Annotated in this window: 15 protein-coding genes; 1 reads left to right on the top strand and 14 read right to left on the bottom strand. The window is 41.8% G+C overall.

The genetic code is table 11. The annotated features are described in order from the left end of the window. Positions 1–18 precede the first annotated feature (18 nt). From QR40_RS10140 to QR40_RS10195, 12 genes are all read right to left on the bottom strand, one after another. Positions 19–1,233: a cupin domain-containing protein gene (locus QR40_RS10140; RefSeq protein ID WP_044294745.1), complete on the bottom strand. Its 1,215-nt coding sequence runs from the start codon at positions 1,231–1,233 to the stop codon at positions 19–21. Positions 1,234–1,371: 138 nt separating this feature from the next. After that, on the bottom strand, positions 1,372–2,013 hold the full coding sequence (locus tag QR40_RS10145) for a YesL family protein (protein ID WP_044294746.1): 642 nt from the start codon (positions 2,011–2,013) through the stop codon (positions 1,372–1,374). A gap of 22 nt (positions 2,014–2,035) precedes the next feature. Further along, entirely contained in the window at positions 2,036–4,162 is a 2,127-nt protein-coding gene (locus QR40_RS10150) for an alpha-L-fucosidase (RefSeq protein WP_044294747.1), read from the bottom strand. A 2-nt stretch (positions 4,163–4,164) separates the two neighbouring features. Beyond that, positions 4,165–5,271: a Gfo/Idh/MocA family protein gene (locus QR40_RS10155; protein WP_044294749.1), complete on the bottom strand. Its 1,107-nt coding sequence runs from the start codon at positions 5,269–5,271 to the stop codon at positions 4,165–4,167. 2 nt (positions 5,272–5,273) lie between these two features. Beyond that, the gene (locus QR40_RS10160) at positions 5,274–6,266 is read right to left on the bottom strand and encodes a zinc-dependent alcohol dehydrogenase (RefSeq protein WP_027294492.1); all 993 of its coding nucleotides are present in this window, start codon (positions 6,264–6,266) and stop codon (positions 5,274–5,276) included. A gap of 13 nt (positions 6,267–6,279) precedes the next feature. After that, complete coding sequence (locus QR40_RS10165) at positions 6,280–7,122, bottom strand: carbohydrate ABC transporter permease (RefSeq protein ID WP_027294493.1); 843 nt, start codon at positions 7,120–7,122, stop codon at positions 6,280–6,282. Beyond that, complete coding sequence (locus QR40_RS10170) at positions 7,119–8,006, bottom strand: carbohydrate ABC transporter permease (protein ID WP_044294750.1); 888 nt, start codon at positions 8,004–8,006, stop codon at positions 7,119–7,121. The genes QR40_RS10165 and QR40_RS10170 overlap by 4 nt, the downstream gene beginning before the upstream one ends. Before the next feature lie 51 nt (positions 8,007–8,057). Further along, positions 8,058–9,404 (bottom strand): ABC transporter substrate-binding protein, encoded by a 1,347-nt coding sequence (locus QR40_RS10175; RefSeq protein WP_044294751.1) that lies wholly within the window; start codon positions 9,402–9,404, stop codon positions 8,058–8,060. Positions 9,405–9,496: 92 nt separating this feature from the next. Further along, positions 9,497–11,008, bottom strand: a complete 1,512-nt coding sequence (locus tag QR40_RS10180) for a response regulator (RefSeq protein ID WP_081998851.1) — start codon at positions 11,006–11,008, stop codon at positions 9,497–9,499. Next, on the bottom strand, positions 11,008–12,759 hold the full coding sequence (locus QR40_RS10185; protein WP_044294753.1) for a cache domain-containing sensor histidine kinase: 1,752 nt from the start codon (positions 12,757–12,759) through the stop codon (positions 11,008–11,010). The genes QR40_RS10180 and QR40_RS10185 overlap by 1 nt, the downstream gene beginning before the upstream one ends. A gap of 655 nt (positions 12,760–13,414) precedes the next feature. Beyond that, on the bottom strand, positions 13,415–15,562 hold the full coding sequence (feoB, locus tag QR40_RS10190; RefSeq protein ID WP_044294755.1) for a ferrous iron transport protein B: 2,148 nt from the start codon (positions 15,560–15,562) through the stop codon (positions 13,415–13,417). 12 nt (positions 15,563–15,574) lie between these two features. Next, positions 15,575–15,814 carry a FeoA family protein gene (locus QR40_RS10195; RefSeq protein WP_027294498.1) on the bottom strand — a complete coding sequence of 80 codons (240 nt, stop codon included), beginning with the start codon at positions 15,812–15,814 and terminating at the stop codon, positions 15,575–15,577. A gap of 122 nt (positions 15,815–15,936) precedes the next feature. On the opposite strand from QR40_RS10195, the gene QR40_RS32055 reads away from it, so the two are divergent. Continuing rightward, positions 15,937–16,083: a hypothetical protein gene (locus QR40_RS32055; protein WP_176731126.1), complete on the top strand. Its 147-nt coding sequence runs from the start codon at positions 15,937–15,939 to the stop codon at positions 16,081–16,083. A 36-nt stretch (positions 16,084–16,119) separates the two neighbouring features. On the opposite strand, the gene QR40_RS10200 is transcribed toward QR40_RS32055, so the two are convergent. Both QR40_RS10200 and QR40_RS10205 read right to left on the bottom strand, forming a co-directional pair. Further along, complete coding sequence (locus QR40_RS10200; RefSeq protein ID WP_044289419.1) at positions 16,120–18,249, bottom strand: GGDEF/HDGYP domain-containing response regulator; 2,130 nt, start codon at positions 18,247–18,249, stop codon at positions 16,120–16,122. A gap of 15 nt (positions 18,250–18,264) precedes the next feature. Beyond that, positions 18,265–18,618 carry an Hpt domain-containing protein gene (locus QR40_RS10205; RefSeq protein ID WP_027294499.1) on the bottom strand — a complete coding sequence of 118 codons (354 nt, stop codon included), beginning with the start codon at positions 18,616–18,618 and terminating at the stop codon, positions 18,265–18,267. Between the last annotated feature and the right edge of the window lie 138 nt (positions 18,619–18,756).

The following is an 18,756-nucleotide window of genomic DNA, read 5'->3' on the forward strand; positions in this document are numbered from 1 at the left end:
CTGTATGCACTTGAAAAGCTATTTCAAAACCAACTCTGGATTTTCAGCAAAGTGTTTTAGAATTACAATGTTTTCCGTGGATGACTCATTGATAATTTCTACTCCTTCTTTTGCAGCACGTTCTGTCACGAAAAATTCATCATTTGTCAATTCGCCCAGATGAATCAGAGACGGTGTTTCCAATTTCCACTGTCCAAATGTTCCATGTCCCTCCAAACAGATAATACCGTAGGCAGCCGCATCTTTGATTACCACTTTCTGTCCCGGAAATACAGTTAAGCGCTTTGCAGAAACGGTACTGCATTTATAGCAGATCCATTCCTCTAAATACCCTTCTGACAGCATATCTTCTACCACTCTCACCGGTTTTGGCCTCATATAATGTTTCTTATGGAAATCTGCATCTGTATTTTCCTCCCAGTCAATCACGTCCAGCAAATATTCATAGTTTCCGACTTCTTCTTCAGGAGTGTTCTTCCACAGCAAATCTTCTCCGATTACCTGACCGTTTAGCAGTACTGACTGATACATTGCATACACGTCTGAGGCAAACTGCGGTTCATAGGTACAGAGACTTCCGGGAGCATGCATCACTCCAGGGGGAACATCAAATCCTATATCCAGTTCTAATTTATAAGCTCTGGATAAACCAAGAATATTATTGTCTCCTTTGGTGAAATTTTTGAGTACATCTAATACTTCTTCTTTTTCAGTTTCCGGATTAAATCCAAAGAAAGTAAAAGGAAACTCTCCACCATGGTTATTAACCTGGGATGGAAAGAAATACATCTCCGGCTTGCCGGAAGCCCCTACCCTGGCTGCGTGTTCTGCCCGGTGATGAATATGGTGAGGAAGAGGCCCTGCATTGTCAAAGAATTTGGAAAACATGGGCCACCCCCTATACTTCTCCCACAGATAATCGCCCACGATTTCTGCTCCCAAAAGCTCTATGGCGTCCTTCAGGAGGATTTTTTCTTTGCCTTCCTGATCCACCACAATATAACTCATGCCTTCATCTTCTGGTGTCCCTTCTCCGTTTTCCGCCCAGGTTGTGGATGCAAACCATCTTTCATCGATACCGCCCCTCTCTGCCCCCAGTGCATAGTAATCATCCGGATGCAGCTTAATCCTCTTTCCTGGTCTGCAAAATGACCTGGGAACCCAGGTAGGTGCCAACCGGAAGATACCTTTTCCTTTCTGTAATGCTTTTACTGCTAATTCCTTTTTCTCCATCAATATCCTTCCTTTCTAGAGTACTCTGCCCTTTCCTTGTACAAGGCAATCTTTTCTTTCTCTTCTAAAATTTCCGCCGTAAATGTAAACATCTTTGTTTCTTTTGGTTTTCCCATATAGGCAGAAAGCTTTTCCCGATCAGATAACTTCATGTTTTAATTCCGTTGCCCTTAACACACCATATTTCTGAAAAACATACCGGTATATGACGCTCATCATATAAGAAATACCTGCCACACCTATAAAAAGCAGCAGCAGCGCCGCTGGAAGTGGATAGTACAGTGTGACAGCTATCAGGATACCACTCCCTAAGAGCAGCACTCCCGTCCAGGGTAGTGCCGCCACACCAAGGAAGGCTGATTTCTTCAGCAAACTTCCAAGTTTCCTGTCACCAGTCCATGCCAGAAGGGGAAAGGCAAAAACCGTACAGGCCAGGAAAAATACCTCTCCAATCATACTCCCTGCTACAATTACACTACTTCCCACCTGAAAGCCACTTGCAAAGAGCGCACAGAGCAGTGTCTGTACAGTCAGAAATAATAACCAGAGCTTTGTACTCTCTTTTTGATTTTTGGCAAAGTATCGGATATACGTTCTGACTACATAAGCTTCCTTATCCTCTGTCATTTCGATCAGGACATCAAATAATGCTGTAGTGGATGCCCCGATTGTAATAATCGGCAGGGAACAAATCATCCACATGAGATTCAACAGCAGAAGGTCTGCTGCCTTTGACATAAATTGATTGAACTTCCCATCCAGTGCAAATAATTTTTCCATAAGCATCCTCCTTCACAACTTTTTACCACTGAATCTGTAACATGGCAAAAACAGATATTTTATCCAGATGTATCTTTAAACATCCGTCTTCATAGCAGTAAGGTATTTCTTTTTTCTCCAGCAGCATGCATACATTTGCCGGTTTCACAGGTGTATTGAGTGCAATGACGATATCATGGGTGTCTGCAATGGTATAACCGTTTCTGGTTTCAATCAGCCCCACTAACAGGGATTTAGCCGGTTTATCTTCGAAGATTATACTCTCTACTGTTTCACTTGCTTCTACCTGAATGGAAAACGCACCACCGGCAAGCATTTTCATTATATTTATAAATACCTCTCCATGCTGGTACCTCTCAGCTCTTTCAAGAGGCAGGGCAGACCATATGACCTTTCCTTTCCCGCAGGTGGTATACAGCATACCCGGCATCTCTGTCTCTATTCCAGGAGGATTTGCGTGTATGGTAGAAAATGGATATGCATCTGAATTTACGTCCACATATTCCTCCTCATGAACATCCGTAGGGAACATAGACCAGTGAATGCCTGGTTTTGTATAGGGGAACGTCAATGTTGCCATTTTAGTTCCCATGTATCCTGGTTTTAATTTTACTGCCGGTTCAAACATCACAAGCGGATATTTTCTGGTACTATATCCTTCCATAATCCCCGATTCCCCGCAGGGTGCCAGATATGTCATTCTTCCATCTGTATACCCATCCATTTCTGTATGAAAGAATTTCTGCAGGAGCCTGTTATCTGTGTAACCGCTTAAATACAGATTTCCTCCATCACGCACATAAGATATCACATCCGAGATTTCTTCTTCAGAAAGCCCTGGCGCATCCATAATTGCCAGAACCGGATGTTTCTGTATTTCCTCATGCCTCCAGTTATTTACAATTCCATAGGGAATATGATGGGATGCCAGGATATCAGAAGCTCCCATCAATGCATCGAAATGAGGCATGGTACCTGCGCTGCCTTTATCCCTGTCCAGGCGATGATCCATTACATGAATTCCCTCTTGCCTGGGGTCATATTTTCCGTTTAAATTGAAATATAAGCTGATATCAAAGGATAGTTCTCCTTCTGTCATGTAAGGCTCATATTCTTTCATTTCCCCGTAGATTTTTCCAATCAGTTCGTATACCCGCTCATCCATGGTTCCCAGGGGGTCAATGGCATCAATCAACAGGCTGGCTCCGTGATGAAGATATGTCATGGCTACACATTGCCGAAGCTGGTCATAGGATTTCATAGAAGTATGTTCCGCGAGGGTTGGATAGCATCTGCTTGTCATATACTGGAAAGGTCTGTTCTTGGTAAGATGGTACCAGGCTTTACAAGCAAAGGACTGCTGCCTGATTCCTCCGTATAAGTCCGTGCCAATATAATCACTTGCCATAGATACATTTTCGTTATTTCCAAATCTCCAAAATGCAATGGAGTTTCCATACTGATGCTCTACGGTTGCTTCGGGAGAATACTTATGTACTTCATCGGTGCAGAGGAATGCAAATTCCTTTATCCACTCATGGCGCTCCTGGTCAAAGGCCAGCCATTTCTCATCGTTCCAGTCCACTATTTCGGGCATTGGCTCCTGATGTTTTTCTCTCCAGCGCTTCTGGCATGATTTGCAATAACATACCTCCGGCCAAAAGGTCATATCAAAGAATACACCTTCAAACTGGAAATACTGGGAGAATTCCCGAATCTGTGCTTTCACAAACTCCCGGTATTCTTCATTGTTGGGACAGCACAACCCATACCGCCCTCCATTCGATCTGGAATCCTGTCCATTTGCATCCTTCATTCTCCACTCCGGATGGCGTTCATATTCCCGGTTATTGAAAATGATGCTATAATACAGAACCGTTGGCATTTCTGCCTCCCGGCACATATCAAAAACCTGCTTTACCATGTCTTCTTTTCCATGGAATGCTTTGTGCATGATGCCAGTCTTTGTAGGCCAGTAACAGAGCCCCACATGAGACTGCACGTATATCATCGGTGCTGTAATTTCAGCTTTTTTCAATAGTTCAAAATACTTCTTGGGGTCATATTGGGACAGGAATTCTTCATTCCAATCTTCAATATGCATGTCCAGTAATGTTCTTCGGTAATGCTTCTTATACCATTTATCCATAATTACCTCCATTTTCTGTAAGTGACTCTATGTAATCTTTTCCTGCATTCTTCCAATGCTTCATACTTATTGGGCCAAACCCGCGGAAAATCCACTCTGGTACAGTCAAGGGCACTGCTATAAATGCCTTCCAGCACCTCAAGTCCATGATATGCTAATTTTACATCGCAGTCGTGGCGCTCTCTCTTTCCCAACATCCACTCCCCAAACTCCTTCGTATAGCGGACTTGTGCTTCAAATTGCTCCCGCTGGAAAAAATCCTGATAATCTCCATGCCTTATCTCAGGGGATGTTTCTGGAGAAAAGACCGCATATTTCCCATTGCAGGAAGCCCAGGCATATCCTTTTGATCCATAGACCGTCAGCCTGTCATCTGTCCAGTAAGCAGGCTCCCCGCTGCCATGGCTAAAGCAAGCCTGATACTTTTCCGTCTGCTTCGCCAAATACCCACATTCTAAAAATCCCCGTACACCATTTTCAAAAATTAACTGTCCCATAACATAATCGGGTGAAGGATGGCTGTCCTCTAAATAAAAACTGCCATGAATATGTCCCACTCCGCTTACAATCTGTTTTCCTCCATTAGCCCATATCATATAATCTAAATAGTGGGTTCCAAGCTGGGAAGCCTGGGGCTGGCAGCTTGCACGGATATCTGTAATCTGCCCCAGTTCCCCGCTGTCCAGAGCCTTCCTTAATTCCAGGAAAGAATTGAGGTATTTATGCTGGTGGCAAACGATGGTTTTAATTTCATGTGCCTCACACAAGCGTACAATCTCATCTGCTTCTTCCAGTGAAACTGCCATTGGCTTTTCAAAAAGCAAACCTTTCACCTGATATTTCACTGCCAGTTTCACCAAGGGCAGACGAATATGAGGCATGGTCACAAAAGCCATCACATCGGGTTTAACCGTTTTCAGCATTTCCTCTGCATCTGTGTAGCAGATATCAGGGCTGATGCCATACTGCCTGACAGACTCCTGAAGATGCGCTTCTCTCCTGTCACAGATTCCTTTCACTTCAAACATATCTCTATTTTTCAGGAATCCGTGGAGATGTACCTTTCCCCGTTCTCCCATTCCCACTATGACGGTAGATAAACACTTCATTTCTACACCTTCCTCTCCAACAAGACCTTGCCGGTTTTTCCCTCAAAAAACATCTTACATGCCAATGGGGCTTCGGCAAGGTTCCAGATATGGCTGACTGCTTTCCCCGGTTCAAATCCTCTCCTGTACAATTCACAAAGACTATAGAAATCCTGTCCCGTAAAATAAAAAGCTCCGGTCAAAGTAATCTCCTTATGTATAATATCCTCGGAAGGTACAATCGTCAGCCCTTTGTAGTTCTCTCCGCAGAAAACTACGGTACCTTCCGGCCTCACTGCATGAAGTGCATTTTTCTGTCCCACCGGATTTCCGGAACATTCCAATACCACATCCGCCCCCAGGCGATTCGTCAATTCTTTTATCCTCTGTTCTGAATTTAAATCTACAGAATCCATTGCTTCATCGGCTCCGGTCAGAAGTGCATATTTCATCCGTACCGGATTCATTTCCCAGACCACAACATAATATCCGTAATATTTTAGTAGTGACACGGCACCCAGACCAATTGGCCCAGCCCCAATTACCAATGCCACCCTCCCCATCCCTGCCGGTAATTTCTGTACTGCACGATATGCAACCCCCAGGGTATCACCACCCAGCAATACCGCAGCCCGATCCTCTACATCTTCCGGTATCTCCAGACAGCATTCCTCTGGTACACAGACATATTCCGCATGCCCTCCCTGACAGATTATCATGGACTCACAGAATTGGGATTTTCCCATTCTGCAGTAATAGCACTTCCCACAGCCTTTTATTACATTTACAGCTACCCGGTTACCGGGCTTTGACTCTCTGCAATTCTTTGCTTCCCTTACAATTCCCACAAACTCATGACCTGACACGAAGGAACAGCCTTGTTCATAATCATTTCTTTCACTGCCGCAGAGTGCAGATAAGGTTACCTCTATTAATACTTCCTTCGTCTTTGGCCTTGGAATCTCCATCTCCCTGATCTTGGCCTGTCTATTTCCAATATAATGTAAACCCTTCATAACATCATCCTACCTAACCCTTCACTGCTCCGCCTGCCAGACCTGCTACAATATATTTCTGTAAGAACACATACATTACCGTCAGTGGAATAGAGGACAATACTATTGCCGCAAACAGCAGGTTATACTCAATGGAATACTGTCCTTTAAAACTGTAGATGAATAATGGCAGAGTCTGTGTCTTCTTGTCCGCCCCCAGAATCATCAGTGAAATCAGGAACTCATTCCACATCCACAAAAAATTAGTGATAATGATGGTGGCTGTCATCGGTTTCATGATTGGATATACTATAGAAAAAAAGGTTTTCCAGGTGCCTGCACCTTCCACATAGGCGGATTCCGCAAGTTCTTTTGGCACTGTCTTCAGATAGCCGTTGCACAGATACACCCCCTGTATCAATGGATACGTGATAAATATAATAACAATACTGAGCCGGTTTCCTAAACCCAGAGCTTTCATAAACATGGATAAAGGTAATGCTACAATCTGGAAAGGAACAAACATCGCTGCTGTTATATAGTATAAAGAAAATTTTCCCGTTTTAAGATGGATCATCTGGTTCACCGCATAGGACACTGCTGGCACGAAAACGGCTACTATGATAATGGAAATCAATGTAAAAAAGATGGTATTGCCCACTGCCTGTACAAATCCGCTTCTCTGGAATACAGCAATATAATTATCGAGCTGAAATGCCTCCGGAAGTGTCAGAAAGCTTTTGCTGGATTCTACCTGTGTCTTAAAAGAATTGACTATCGTTACATATAACACCAGAGCAATACATAAAAACCAGAATACCAGAAAGAAGTAAGTCAAAATATTTGTAATTCTTTTCTTCGTCCGCATATTGTTCATTGTTGCTCAATACCTCCTCTCCCGATTACCTTCATGATGAGAAACGATACCAGGGCAATGATAAAAAATAGAACAATTGCCGTAGCACATCCCTGGGAGAACTTCATGTCTGTACTTCCCATCAGATAAATCTTATATCCCATAGAGGTGGTTGCTTTAGCAGGTCCCCCCTGTGTCAGCGATATAATATAATCAAAGACTACCAGGGCATCCCGGATTCCTTTTACGAAACAGATCACCAGGGTAGATGCCAGAAACGGAAATGTCACAACGCGAAATCTGGCCATCACACCTGCCCCGTCTATCTTCGCCGCTTCTGTCAGCTCCTGGGGTACACTCTGCAGTGCAGCAATCAGCAAAACGGTAGGAATGGATAAATTCTGCCAGAACCCCAACAGGATTACGGCTATCACTGCCCCAGTCTTTGTAGATAACAAACTGGTCTGCAAAAATCCAATTCCCAAACCATCCCCAATCATAGGAAGCATCCGGCGAAAGATTTCATTAAAAATCAAGCCTAGAGATAACATGGAAATAATGGCCGGATAAAAAAACACGGAACGGAAGAAATTAACACCTTTTAATTTCTTTGTCAGAAAAACACCTAAAATCACCGAGCAGGGTATCGTTGTGGCATTGATAACTACTGTATAGATAACCGTAAATTTCACAGAATTAAAAAGGTCTTTATCCTGAAATACTTTCACAAAATTTTTTAAGCCTACGAAATTGTATTCCAGAGAAAAACCATTCCAGTCTGTCAGGCTAAAATAGAAGCTGTAAACAGCCGGAACAATAAAAAATACGGTATATAAAAGTAACGCTATAGCGATGACAGGCATATAAGAAACATTTCTTTTGTGGCTGATACTGTTCTTTCTCATATAGGCCTCCTTTCTGTTTTAGAAAAGGCGGGAATTCATCCCGCTTTTTCCTTATTCCTTACGCAGTACAATTTCTTCCTCACCTGTTAAGAAAGTATCCAAATCACCATCCATTAAAAATGCCTGTGCCAAATCTGCTTCATCACTGACTACACCAGTACTGATATAATCACGCCACCAGGGAATTGCTTTCCCTTCTTCAATATAACTCAGCATCAGATCAATGGTAGGATTGTCCGTCTTTACCCCTTTAATCGGGCTTGGGGACTTATCATAATCTGTATAAATTTGTGCATTTTCTGTTCTGGTCACAAACTCCAGGAATTTTGCCGCATACTCTTCTTTCCCGGTACCTGTCATGGCTGCAATGCCAGGGTCAATTCCGGAAATCAACATATTAACTCCATCATCTGCCGGCATTGCAAACATGCCCATCTGAATCTCCGGGTTGTTCTTTTCAATGTCTGACTGTGCCCAGGTTCCGGCAATCATCATTGCTCCCTCACCATTTGCGAACATCTGCATTGCCAAATCATAATTAGTGCTCATAGGGTCTGGCTGTGCATATTCACTGGAAAGAAGATACAGACGTTCAGCAGCCTTCTTCGAGTACTCATTGTCTGCAAATTTTGCTCCACTTCCCTCATACATTCCCACATAGAAATCATATGGATTCCACTTGTCATCTGCAACCGCTGCGGTCATAATATGGAATTTCTGAGAACAGTTTTCTTTATCACCATTACTGAAAATAAAAGGAGTAACTCCTGCTGCTTTCAAAGTATCCGCTGCCTTAACCAACTCAGCCCAGGTCTTGGGAACTTCCAGATTGTTTGCCTCAAAAATTTCTTTATTATACGCTACAACACCTGCGTTAATAGAGAGGGGCACAGAATATAACTTTCCGTCTACGGTAGACATGTCATAATAGGTATCAATAATATTGTCATTCCATGCATAATCAGACAAATCCACCATTCTGCCTTCCTTGCACATAGCCCTGAATTCAGCCTGTGATGGCCAATGCTGCACTAAATCCATGGGTTCGTTGGTGGCCATTCTGGTCTGGAAAATCTGCTTTCCCGTATCCGAGGAAGTTGCTGTCAATTCAATTTTTATATTGGGATTTTCCGCCTCGAATTTGTCAATAATCTCCTGAATAACATTGGTATTTGATTTTTGCCAGAACAGCTCCAAAGTGACCACGTCCTCTGAAGAACTTTCACTTGATGTTTTTTCAGCCCCTTTCGTATTTGCTTCCGTGTCCTTAGCCGTTGTCTCTTTTTGTTCCGGCACCTTTGTCGTTTCTGTTGTCTGAGTCTGTCCACTCACACATCCAGTCAAAAGCCCAGCTGTCATCAGTGCAGTAAGTCCCATTGCTAAACCTCTTTTTCTCATTCCTTTTCCTCCTTTGTTTCATTTGGTAACTTAATTTTACCTTTTATTTGTTTCCGCTTACAGAGGACAAAAATTCGATTATGTGCAATTTTTTACGATATCTTACATTCTCCGGTTTTAACATATTCACTGGGCGAACACCCGCATTGCTTTTTAAATACCTTGGTAAAATACTTATAGTCTGAAAATCCAGTCTTCTCTGACACCTCATAAATAACTGCGTCCGGCACACGTAGCAGTTCCTTTGCCTTTCTGATTCGCACTTGATTCAAATATTCATTAAAATTCACACCCATTTCTTTTTTAAATATGCAGCTAAAATAACTGGTAGATTTATTGACATTCTCTGCCAATCGTACCAGAGACAATTCTTCTGAATAGTGCTGATTAATGTAATCCACCGCCTTTGAAATAACTGCACTGTATCTCTTCCCCGACAAATCTTCAAATCCCTTTAACAGAAGATAACAATAATCGGATATCCAGGCTTCGTAATCTGTAATAGAAGAAAAGGACATCTGCCCGGAAAACAACTCCTGATTTTGATTCAAAATTCCTGCAATGTCCACCCCTCTCTCCATCATGCTCTCAAATAAAATATTCTGTATCCCCAGACACAGTTCCTGAACAACCCTTTCTTCCATGCATCTTTCTTTCCTGAGAAACTCAAATTGCCTGTGAATCTGATCATGCAGCAAATCTATCTGAAACAACGAAACACTTTCCGAAATAGCCTTTTTATCTAAGTTCAATAAAGGGTAAAATTTTTTCTCATTCTCCTCTACTTCTTCATGAAATATACAGTTTTCGTTTCCTTTATAAAAGCGGCGTTTCAATGCCTCCTGTGCCTGTCGGTACAACCGGCAGATATCCTTAAGCTGCCCTCTTTCACTGACCCCTATGGAACAGCTGCACCCGGTATTCTGCCTTCGGTTTATTGCATGTAGTTCCTGATAGAATACATTATGATACTCTGTACGATCATCTTTTCCCTTTATTTGAAAAAGAAGAACCACTTCATTCTCCATCTTTGTCAGAATTTGCATATATTCTGTCTTTATTTCTAAAACGGAAAAGCATCTGCCATAAGGAACATCTCTCTCTAATACAGCCAGAAGTACTTCTCCCTGGTTCTCTCCAAATAATGTTCGAAGTATTCCGGGAGATTTTGTTCCCCGTATCACTTCCCATACCATTTCCTGGTTCTGTAATTCCTTCTGCCTGGACTCCAGACGGATTTCTTCTACCATTCTTTTCAAAAGAACTGATAATTCTTCCAGCTTCACTGGCTTAAGAAGATAATCCACCACTCCCAGACGGATCGCTGTTTTGGCATATTCAAACTCAGAAAAACCGCTTAGTATCACCACTTTTTTCACTTTGGCCTTATCAATTGCTGCCTGTGCCAATGTAAGTCCATCCATTCCAGGCATCCGGATATCCGTAATTAGAATCTCCGGCTTTTCCTTTAGACAGACTGCCAGTGCTTCCCTGCCATCTTCTGCGGTAAATATCTGTTCAATTCCAAGTTCTCTCCACTTTACGCTTTTCTGCAATCCATTTCGGATATGCATCTCATCATCTACAATCAACGCTTTCATCATTAGTCCTCCATTAATGCCCTGGGAATCTGAACCACTACCTCTGTTCCTTCTCCTACTTTCGATTGAAAAGTTACCCCATACGCTTCTCCATACTTAAGTTTAATCCTATCATTTACATTTTTCAGTGCGTATATCTTTCCTGTCTGACTTTCTGTCCTCAATATCTCCCGTATTTTTACCGCATCCACTCCAACCCCATTGTCAGTAACCCGGTAAACAATTGCTCCCTTCTCCCCTGTCACAGAAACCGAAATCTTTCCTCCCCCAATTTTTTCTTCCAACCCATGAACAAAGGAATTTTCTACCAGCGGCTGAAGAATCAGCTTCAATACCCGGCATGAATATAGCTGTTCATCCACATTCATCTCTACCTGTATCTTTTCCCCAAAACGGCAGTGCTGTACTTCCAGATAATTTTTCAGATGTGCAACCTCTTCCTCTACTGTGGTCACTTCTTTACCGTTATTTAGTACGTGGCGGAACATACTTGATAATGCTTCAATCTGACATGCCAGCAAATCCTCTTCATGCTCTATGGCTATCCATCTCATGGTATCTAAAGTATTATACAGAAAATGAGGGTTAATCTGAGCCTGAAGAGACAGGATTTCCGCTTCTCTCATATGAATCTGCCCTTTGTAGACAGTCTCAATCAAATCCCGGATACGGGAAGTCATCTGAATGACACTTTGATTTAACATTCCAATCTCATCTTGGTTTCCAGTATGAAGTTTAATGTCATAATTCCCCTCATCCACCTTTTCTACGTCACTTGCCAATCTAACTACCGGATCAATGACAGAGTGTTTCTGTACTATTGAAAACACAAAACCAAAGAAAATTGCCAGCGTCAGACACATCCAGATAATATTGTTGATCATGCGAATCTGTTCCTGCAAAACACTCATACTTTTGGTCCGAACTACCGTCCAGCCTGTAATCGGAACCTTGTAATAAAAAACTGCCTGTCCGTGTTTTTCTTCCACGAAATATCCATCCTGTCCATTCACTCTCTCTACAATCTCTTCTGATACATTCCCTGTTAGCAGCTCTTTTTCTCTGGCAGAAACAATTCTTCCATCTTCATCAAATATGTATGACTGATCTTCTTCCGATGACTCCGCAGACGCATATAATGAGCAAAGGTATTCTTCACTGATACTGATTCTTTCTGCTCCCACGGGAGTCAGACGATACAGATGATTGATAATACGGTATACAGACACCATGGGGCAGTTTTCTTTTCCAGCTATATATCCCCTATGCATTCTGGCAGAATCCCACATAGGTTTTCCATCCAGTTCGCCCAGCTTCTTTTCCAGCTCCGGCAAATCAAAGATATCTTCGCTCTTATAATATCCTCCATATTGATACAGAGTCTTTCCCTTGCTGAATAGGGACAGGGAGGAAATATAACGTTTCATATAGATCATTTCTTCAATGTATATTTTAGCTCTGCTCAATGTCTCCTCATTCACCATACCTGACTTCTCATATTCCTCCAACAGTGCCTGAACTTCTTTGTTTCCCACAATATTTCTGGATAAAGTCTGGGTATCCTCCAGCACATTTTCCAGGCTGGGCTTCGACTGTTTTAATACTTCCAGTTCCTTTTCATATTGCTTCTCCATAAATTCACTGGCGATTACACTGTTCATGATACTAAAAAGAAGTACCAGCGGCAGTATCAGGCTGAATAATATTGTGACAGAAAACTTCCTGGCAAGTCCCATATTCTTTAGTTTTTTCATCCACTTCTCCTTTCGCTGAAGATTGGTTCATTCCTTTTAAATTTCTGTGTATTACTGCAACGGCCACAAAGCAGGCATTTTGTATATCCCCGCTGCATACATTTCTATTCTATTATCATTATAGCAACCAGCGTTTCTTATTGAAGTGGAAAAATATTCTAATTTGTGCTATTTTTTATGATTTACTAACTGATTTAATCCTGCCCTGACGCAGTTTTGAATCACTTACCATGTCGTTTTTTGTAATCTACCTTTTTATTGACAATATGTTTAGAATATATTATTATTACTATACTTATTATGTGACAGCGTCATTGAAATGGATCACGGAAAAGTGATTAACACATATAGCCAATCAAATTCAATAGAATGAAGGTAGATGTCAAGCCATTGCGTACCAGGTCAAGGGATTCAAATTTAAATCCGACTCTTATTCACATCAGTGTCATCGACATTGATGACGGGCTGATTAGGATACCACAGTTCATGTCGGCAAAACTTTCATTCGAGTTTTCAAAGCTTCAAATCTTTGTTGAAGGACAACAGAACCTGCTCCTGTTATTTCACAGGAGTTGCAATAAACCCAATCTGACTTACTCCCTGCCAGGTTCTGCAACTCCTGAATTCTCATTTTCCCACTTATTTCATAATAATCTCACCCAATCCCAAGCAGCCTTACCACCGATGTAAACACAAAACACACCACGATCCCCACAACTGCTGGTACCACCACCGAGACCAGCGTCCACTTTATGCTCTGCGTCTCTTTGTGTATGGTTAAACACGTTGTGGAACAGGGCCAGTGCATCAGCGTAAACAGCATGGTGCTGACTGCCGTTACCCAGGTCCATCCATTTTGTACCAGCAGCTGTTTTAGTACATCCAGGTCATTAATTTCCAACAGACTGCCCTGTGCCATATACGTCATGATCATAATCGGGATCACGATTTCATTTGCAGGCAGACCCAGTATAAACGCCATCAGTATAACGCCATCCATACCCAGCATCTTTGCAAAGGGATCCAGTGCCTGGGTGCAGTGGGTTAATATGGTCATATCTCCAATTGACAGATTTGCCATCAGCCAGATAACCAGTCCTGCAGGTGCTGCAATCACTACTGCACGGGCTAATACAAAGAGTGTACGGTCAAAGATGGATCGCACAATCACTTTTCCGATCTGTGGTCTTCGGTAAGGCGGCAATTCTAGAGTGAAGGATGATGGCATTCCTTTTAATATTGTTTTGGACAGTATTTTGGATACTACCAGGGTCATTATTACGCCAAGTACGATAATTCCTGCTAAAATGACTGCTGACAACAGGGAGGAAAACACTCCGGTTACCTTTCCTACAAAAAACATGGAAATTACTGATATTAAGATTGGCAGTCTTCCATTGCAGGGGACAAAATTATTGGTGATGATTGCTATGAAACGTTCCCTTGGAGAATCTATGATGCGGCAGCCGATGATGCCGGCTGCGTTACAGCCAAACCCCATGCACATAGTCAAAGCCTGTTTCCCGCACGCCTGGCATTTTTTAAAACACCTGTCCAGATTAAATGCGACTCTCGGCAAATATCCAAAGTCCTCTAACAGTGTAAACAAAGGGAAGAAAATTGCCATTGGCGGCAGCATGACGGACACTACCCATGCCAGTACCCGGTATATTCCAAATACCAGAATTTCATATAAGATTGTGGGGGCACCTATTTTTTGAAAGAGTAATACTAATTGGTCTTCCAACATGAATAAACCCTTGCTCAAAAGCTGTGACGGATAATTTGCCCCGGTGATTGTAAGCCAGAAGACAAACAGCAGGACCAGGAACATTATCGGAAACCCGCTTACCTTACTTGTGAATAAACGGTCTAGCCGGCGGTCTTTTCGGTTATAAGATTTATCTTCGAAAGCAACCGTATCTCTGCATAGATCTTCTGCTTTCTTTACAAAGGCAGATGCGATATCATCACTCAATTGTTCTCTGGAAATTTCTGAGTCTGACAAATTGGATTTAATATCGGAAAGGATATTATGTATCTCTTCATTTTCCAGAAGATCATTTCCGATATGCAGCCGCATTGATTTACGCAGGCACTCATCTGCATCCAGCAGTCTGGCACACAGCCATCTGGAATTTGGTACTCCTTTGCATAATTTTTCTACGGCTGGCTCCAGTTGGTGAATGGCATCTTCAATATAATCAGGATAGGTCACAAGTGGTTCCTTGTTCTCTGTTTGGCCCCAGATTTGATTCAGACCTTCAAAGATCTGATCCAGACCTTTTTTGCTTCTGGCTGTTATTCCGATTACCGGAACCTTTGTCTTTTCAGATAATGATTCTAATTGTATCTTAATCTGCTTTTTCTTTGCTTCATCCATAAGATTGACACAAACTACTACATTGGCACAAGCTTCCAGTATCTGCAATACCAGATTCAGATTACGTTCGAGACAGGTTGCATCACAAACTACCACGACTGCATCCGGATGTTCAAAACAGATAAAGTCTCTTGCCACTTCTTCTTCAATGGAATGCGCCATCAGGGAATAGCATCCCGGAATATCTACCATTACATAACCCTGATTCCCATAAGAGCAATATCCCTGGGCATTGGCAACCGTTTTTCCCGGCCAGTTTCCGGTATGCTGCTTCATGCCCGTCAGCTGATTAAAAACAGTACTTTTCCCCACATTGGGATTTCCGGCAAGTGCAATTACCTTATCTTCTTCTCTTTCTTTTTGAATTACGAGTTCTTTGTCAACAGAATTCATTCCTGATGATGACCTGTTTATTCCCATAAGCGCCTCCTATTAATCACTGCATTCTACCATTACACTTCCCGCATCCTCTTTACGAAGAGCAATTACTGCACCTCTAATTAAAAAAGCACAGGGGTCACCCAAAGGACTTTTTCCCACACATTCTACTGTTGTCCCCTCTATCATTCCCATATCCTGAAGCCTGCGCCTCATTTCTTTAAAAGAGATCAGCTCTGTAATCACTGCTTTTTCTCCCCTTTTTAATTCAGTAAGTTGTACAATATGCGTCATATATTTCTCTCCTCCGGAATATAATTAGAATAGAGCAGTATGATACTATATTCTAATGTATGCTGCCGGAGGCCATATGGTTACATGAATACTAATATTTTTGAATGATTGGAGATGTATATATGACTGTAAACGAAAATATTGCCTTATTTTTAGACTACCGCTTCTTTCAAAAATTATTTGAATACTATTACCGTAAAAAAATAAATACTCCCTGCTTTTTAATGAAACAAAATGAAAAATGGACGATTGTAACATATAATGTTTAAATAAAAGGGTAAAAAAATAAGGCAGTTATATCCGCCTTATTTTTCCATACCCGCATTATTTAAAATCTTGGCCAGTTCATTTTCGGTCTGCACAAAACTGTCCACCTCTGATAACAGAGAACGAAATGGCATCTCTGCCGTATCATCACCATAGATCACATACTGGTCTTTTCCTGCATTTTTGGAACAATATAATGCCTGATCAGCCCGGCTGAGCAGTTCTTCATAAGTCTTTCCGGCTTCGGGGAATACCGCAATTCCTATGCTGACGGAATAGTTATATCCCTTAAATCCTTTCCCGAGAGTATGACAAAGCTGTGATGCTTTTTCCATCATATCCCGAACCGATTTTATATTGCGAAGTAGTACAATAAATTCATCTCCGCCTATTCTGCCGGTAATATCTGTACTTCTGACACAGCCTTTTAATTGTCTGGCAATTTCAATTAATAATTCATCTCCGTAAGGATGTCCATAACCATCATTTACCTGTTTGAAATCATCCAAATCTATAAAACAGAGTGCTGACTGCTGTGCATGCTCGTTGACCAGCACCTCACTGATCTTCTCTTCCAATGCCTTTCTATTATACAGACCTGTTAAGGCATCGGTATTGGCTACTTTCTTCCATTGCTCCAGTTCTTTGTAACGCTGGTCTACGTTGACCATCTTGCCCATCAGGGTCAGGCACTCACCGGTTTCCTGATTCCAGATGGAATGGACATAGACGTCAAACCATTCATAAGTATCTTGAGTTACCATCAGACGCACCTGAACTTTACAGGTTACATTCTGACTGGTAAGAATCATCAGATGCTTTATAAACTTGCTTTTGTCCTGCTCATACAAAAAACCACTGTTCTGCATCCAGTGCCGGGCATCTTCTATTATGATATTTCTTCCAAAAACTTCCCTGAATTTCTCTGAGAAGCTTAGCAGATCTCTCTGCGTGTCATAGTCAAACACGATATCACCTGACAGTTCCGTTATAATTCTATATTTTTCCCGCTCAAGCTCCAATAACTGTAAGGTGCGGTCGGAAATATTTGTCATATTGGCCGTTGTTTTTTGCTCGTATTCGTCCTCATAACCGAAGGTACTTGCATTTTCATCCGTCAAATTTAAAAGATACTGATACATCTCATCTGCATTTTCCATGAAACATTTCAAAAGCCGGGGATTAAATATACCGCATTCACCATTCTGAATCATATATAAGGCTTCCTGATGGCTGTAAGCCCGCTTATACACCCGTTCGCTTGTGAGCGCATCATAGACATCTGCAAGAGATACTACCTGTGCCCATATGGAGATCTCATCCTCTTTCAGACCGTCAGGATACCCTTTGCCGTCCCAGCGCTCGTGGTGGTGGCGGCAAATGTCCAGGCAGTATCCCATAAAGTCCTGGTTTTGTATATATTTTAATTTTCTTGCTACCTCACATCCTTTTACCGTATGAGTTTTCATAATCTCAAATTCTTCAGCGGTAAGCTTTCCCGGTTTATTTAAAATTGAATTGGAAATAGCGATTTTTCCGATATCATGCATTGCAGCAGCTTCTGATATGGTATCTATCTGCTTTGCAGTAAGATCATATCCCGGAAATTTCTTAGATAATTTTTGTAGTAAAAACTTTGTTATGATACGAATTCTGAGTATGTGCTGACCCGATTCCATATTTTTAAACTCTATAATACTGCTAAGGGCATCCAGAAGCTGTCTGGTCTGATTGCGCAGCGCCTGTGTCTGTTGTTCAACCAGTTCTTCCAGGCTCTCCTGCCTGCTGTATAAAGCAAGTACATTTTTTACACGCCTTCTTACAATGTCTGGATTAAAAGGTTTCGTTATAATATCCGTAACTCCCATTGCATAGCCTTTTTTCATAACGCTTTCCGAATTCTCTGCCGTAATCATAACCACCGGCAGGCGCTCCATCAGATTCTGCCTCTGCAGACTTTCCAATACTCCAAATCCATCTATTACAGGCATTACAATATCCAGCAGTATAATATCAATCTCATGCTTTTTCTGAGAAATTAACTGCAGTGCCTGCTCACCGTCACAGGCTTCCAGTACATTGTAATTCTGATAAAACATCTCATTGAGGATTGCTCTGTTCAGCTCCATATCGTCGACTATTAAAATGGTTCTTCTTTTTTGTTCCATAGTCCACCCTCTGCCCTAATCCAGTTTTTTGATTACTTGTATGATATTCGTATAGGTGCTTTTTACACGCTCAAATAACTCCGGAATCTGCTCATTATTATCTAATCTGATACAGCCAACCAGTTCCGCACATTCTGACTGCAGGCTGCAAAATCCCAGATTACCGGCAACCCCCTTTAATGTGTGGGCATTTATCTCTATACCCTGCCGGTCTCCTGCGCTGACAGACTCTTCCAGTTTTTCATACGTAGGATCCAGAAGAAATTTTTTCACAAATTTCTCTAACAATTTTTCATTGCCACAAAAACGATCTTTAACGGCGGAATAATTTTCCTGCCCTAATTCCTCATATACGTTTTTTATTTCCATAACCTTCTCCTATCCTGTTCACTTTATATCTATTATAAAGGTGTAAACCTGAATAGTCAATGATATTTGGGCTCAGAGCAGGTTTTTAAAATGCCTGTTTATTCCAGTACAGCGCCTGTACTCCCGGAAGTTACACTT

The sequence above is a fragment of the Robinsoniella peoriensis genome, from assembly GCF_000797495.1.
Lineage (GTDB): Bacteria > Bacillota > Clostridia > Lachnospirales > Lachnospiraceae > Robinsoniella > Robinsoniella peoriensis.

Coding starts and splice junctions, on each gene's coding strand:
- QR40_RS10175 (WP_044294751.1), bottom strand. CDS start 9,404: ATGAGAAAAAGAGGTTTAGCAATGGGACTTACTGCACTGATGACAGCT.
- QR40_RS32055 (WP_176731126.1), top strand. CDS start 15,937: ATGACTGTAAACGAAAATATTGCCTTATTTTTAGACTACCGCTTCTTT.
- QR40_RS10195 (WP_027294498.1), bottom strand. CDS start 15,814: ATGACGCATATTGTACAACTTACTGAATTAAAAAGGGGAGAAAAAGCA.
- QR40_RS10200 (WP_044289419.1), bottom strand. CDS start 18,249: ATGGAACAAAAAAGAAGAACCATTTTAATAGTCGACGATATGGAGCTG.
- QR40_RS10170 (WP_044294750.1), bottom strand. CDS start 8,006: ATGAGAAAGAACAGTATCAGCCACAAAAGAAATGTTTCTTATATGCCT.
- QR40_RS10150 (WP_044294747.1), bottom strand. CDS start 4,162: ATGGATAAATGGTATAAGAAGCATTACCGAAGAACATTACTGGACATG.
- feoB (WP_044294755.1), bottom strand. CDS start 15,562: ATGGGAATAAACAGGTCATCATCAGGAATGAATTCTGTTGACAAAGAA.
- QR40_RS10205 (WP_027294499.1), bottom strand. CDS start 18,618: ATGGAAATAAAAAACGTATATGAGGAATTAGGGCAGGAAAATTATTCC.
- QR40_RS10165 (WP_027294493.1), bottom strand. CDS start 7,122: ATGAACAATATGCGGACGAAGAAAAGAATTACAAATATTTTGACTTAC.
- QR40_RS10145 (WP_044294746.1), bottom strand. CDS start 2,013: ATGGAAAAATTATTTGCACTGGATGGGAAGTTCAATCAATTTATGTCA.
- QR40_RS10155 (WP_044294749.1), bottom strand. CDS start 5,271: ATGAAGTGTTTATCTACCGTCATAGTGGGAATGGGAGAACGGGGAAAG.
- QR40_RS10180 (WP_081998851.1), bottom strand. CDS start 11,008: ATGATGAAAGCGTTGATTGTAGATGATGAGATGCATATCCGAAATGGA.
- QR40_RS10140 (WP_044294745.1), bottom strand. CDS start 1,233: ATGGAGAAAAAGGAATTAGCAGTAAAAGCATTACAGAAAGGAAAAGGT.
- QR40_RS10185 (WP_044294753.1), bottom strand. CDS start 12,759: ATGAAAAAACTAAAGAATATGGGACTTGCCAGGAAGTTTTCTGTCACA.
- QR40_RS10160 (WP_027294492.1), bottom strand. CDS start 6,266: ATGAAGGGTTTACATTATATTGGAAATAGACAGGCCAAGATCAGGGAG.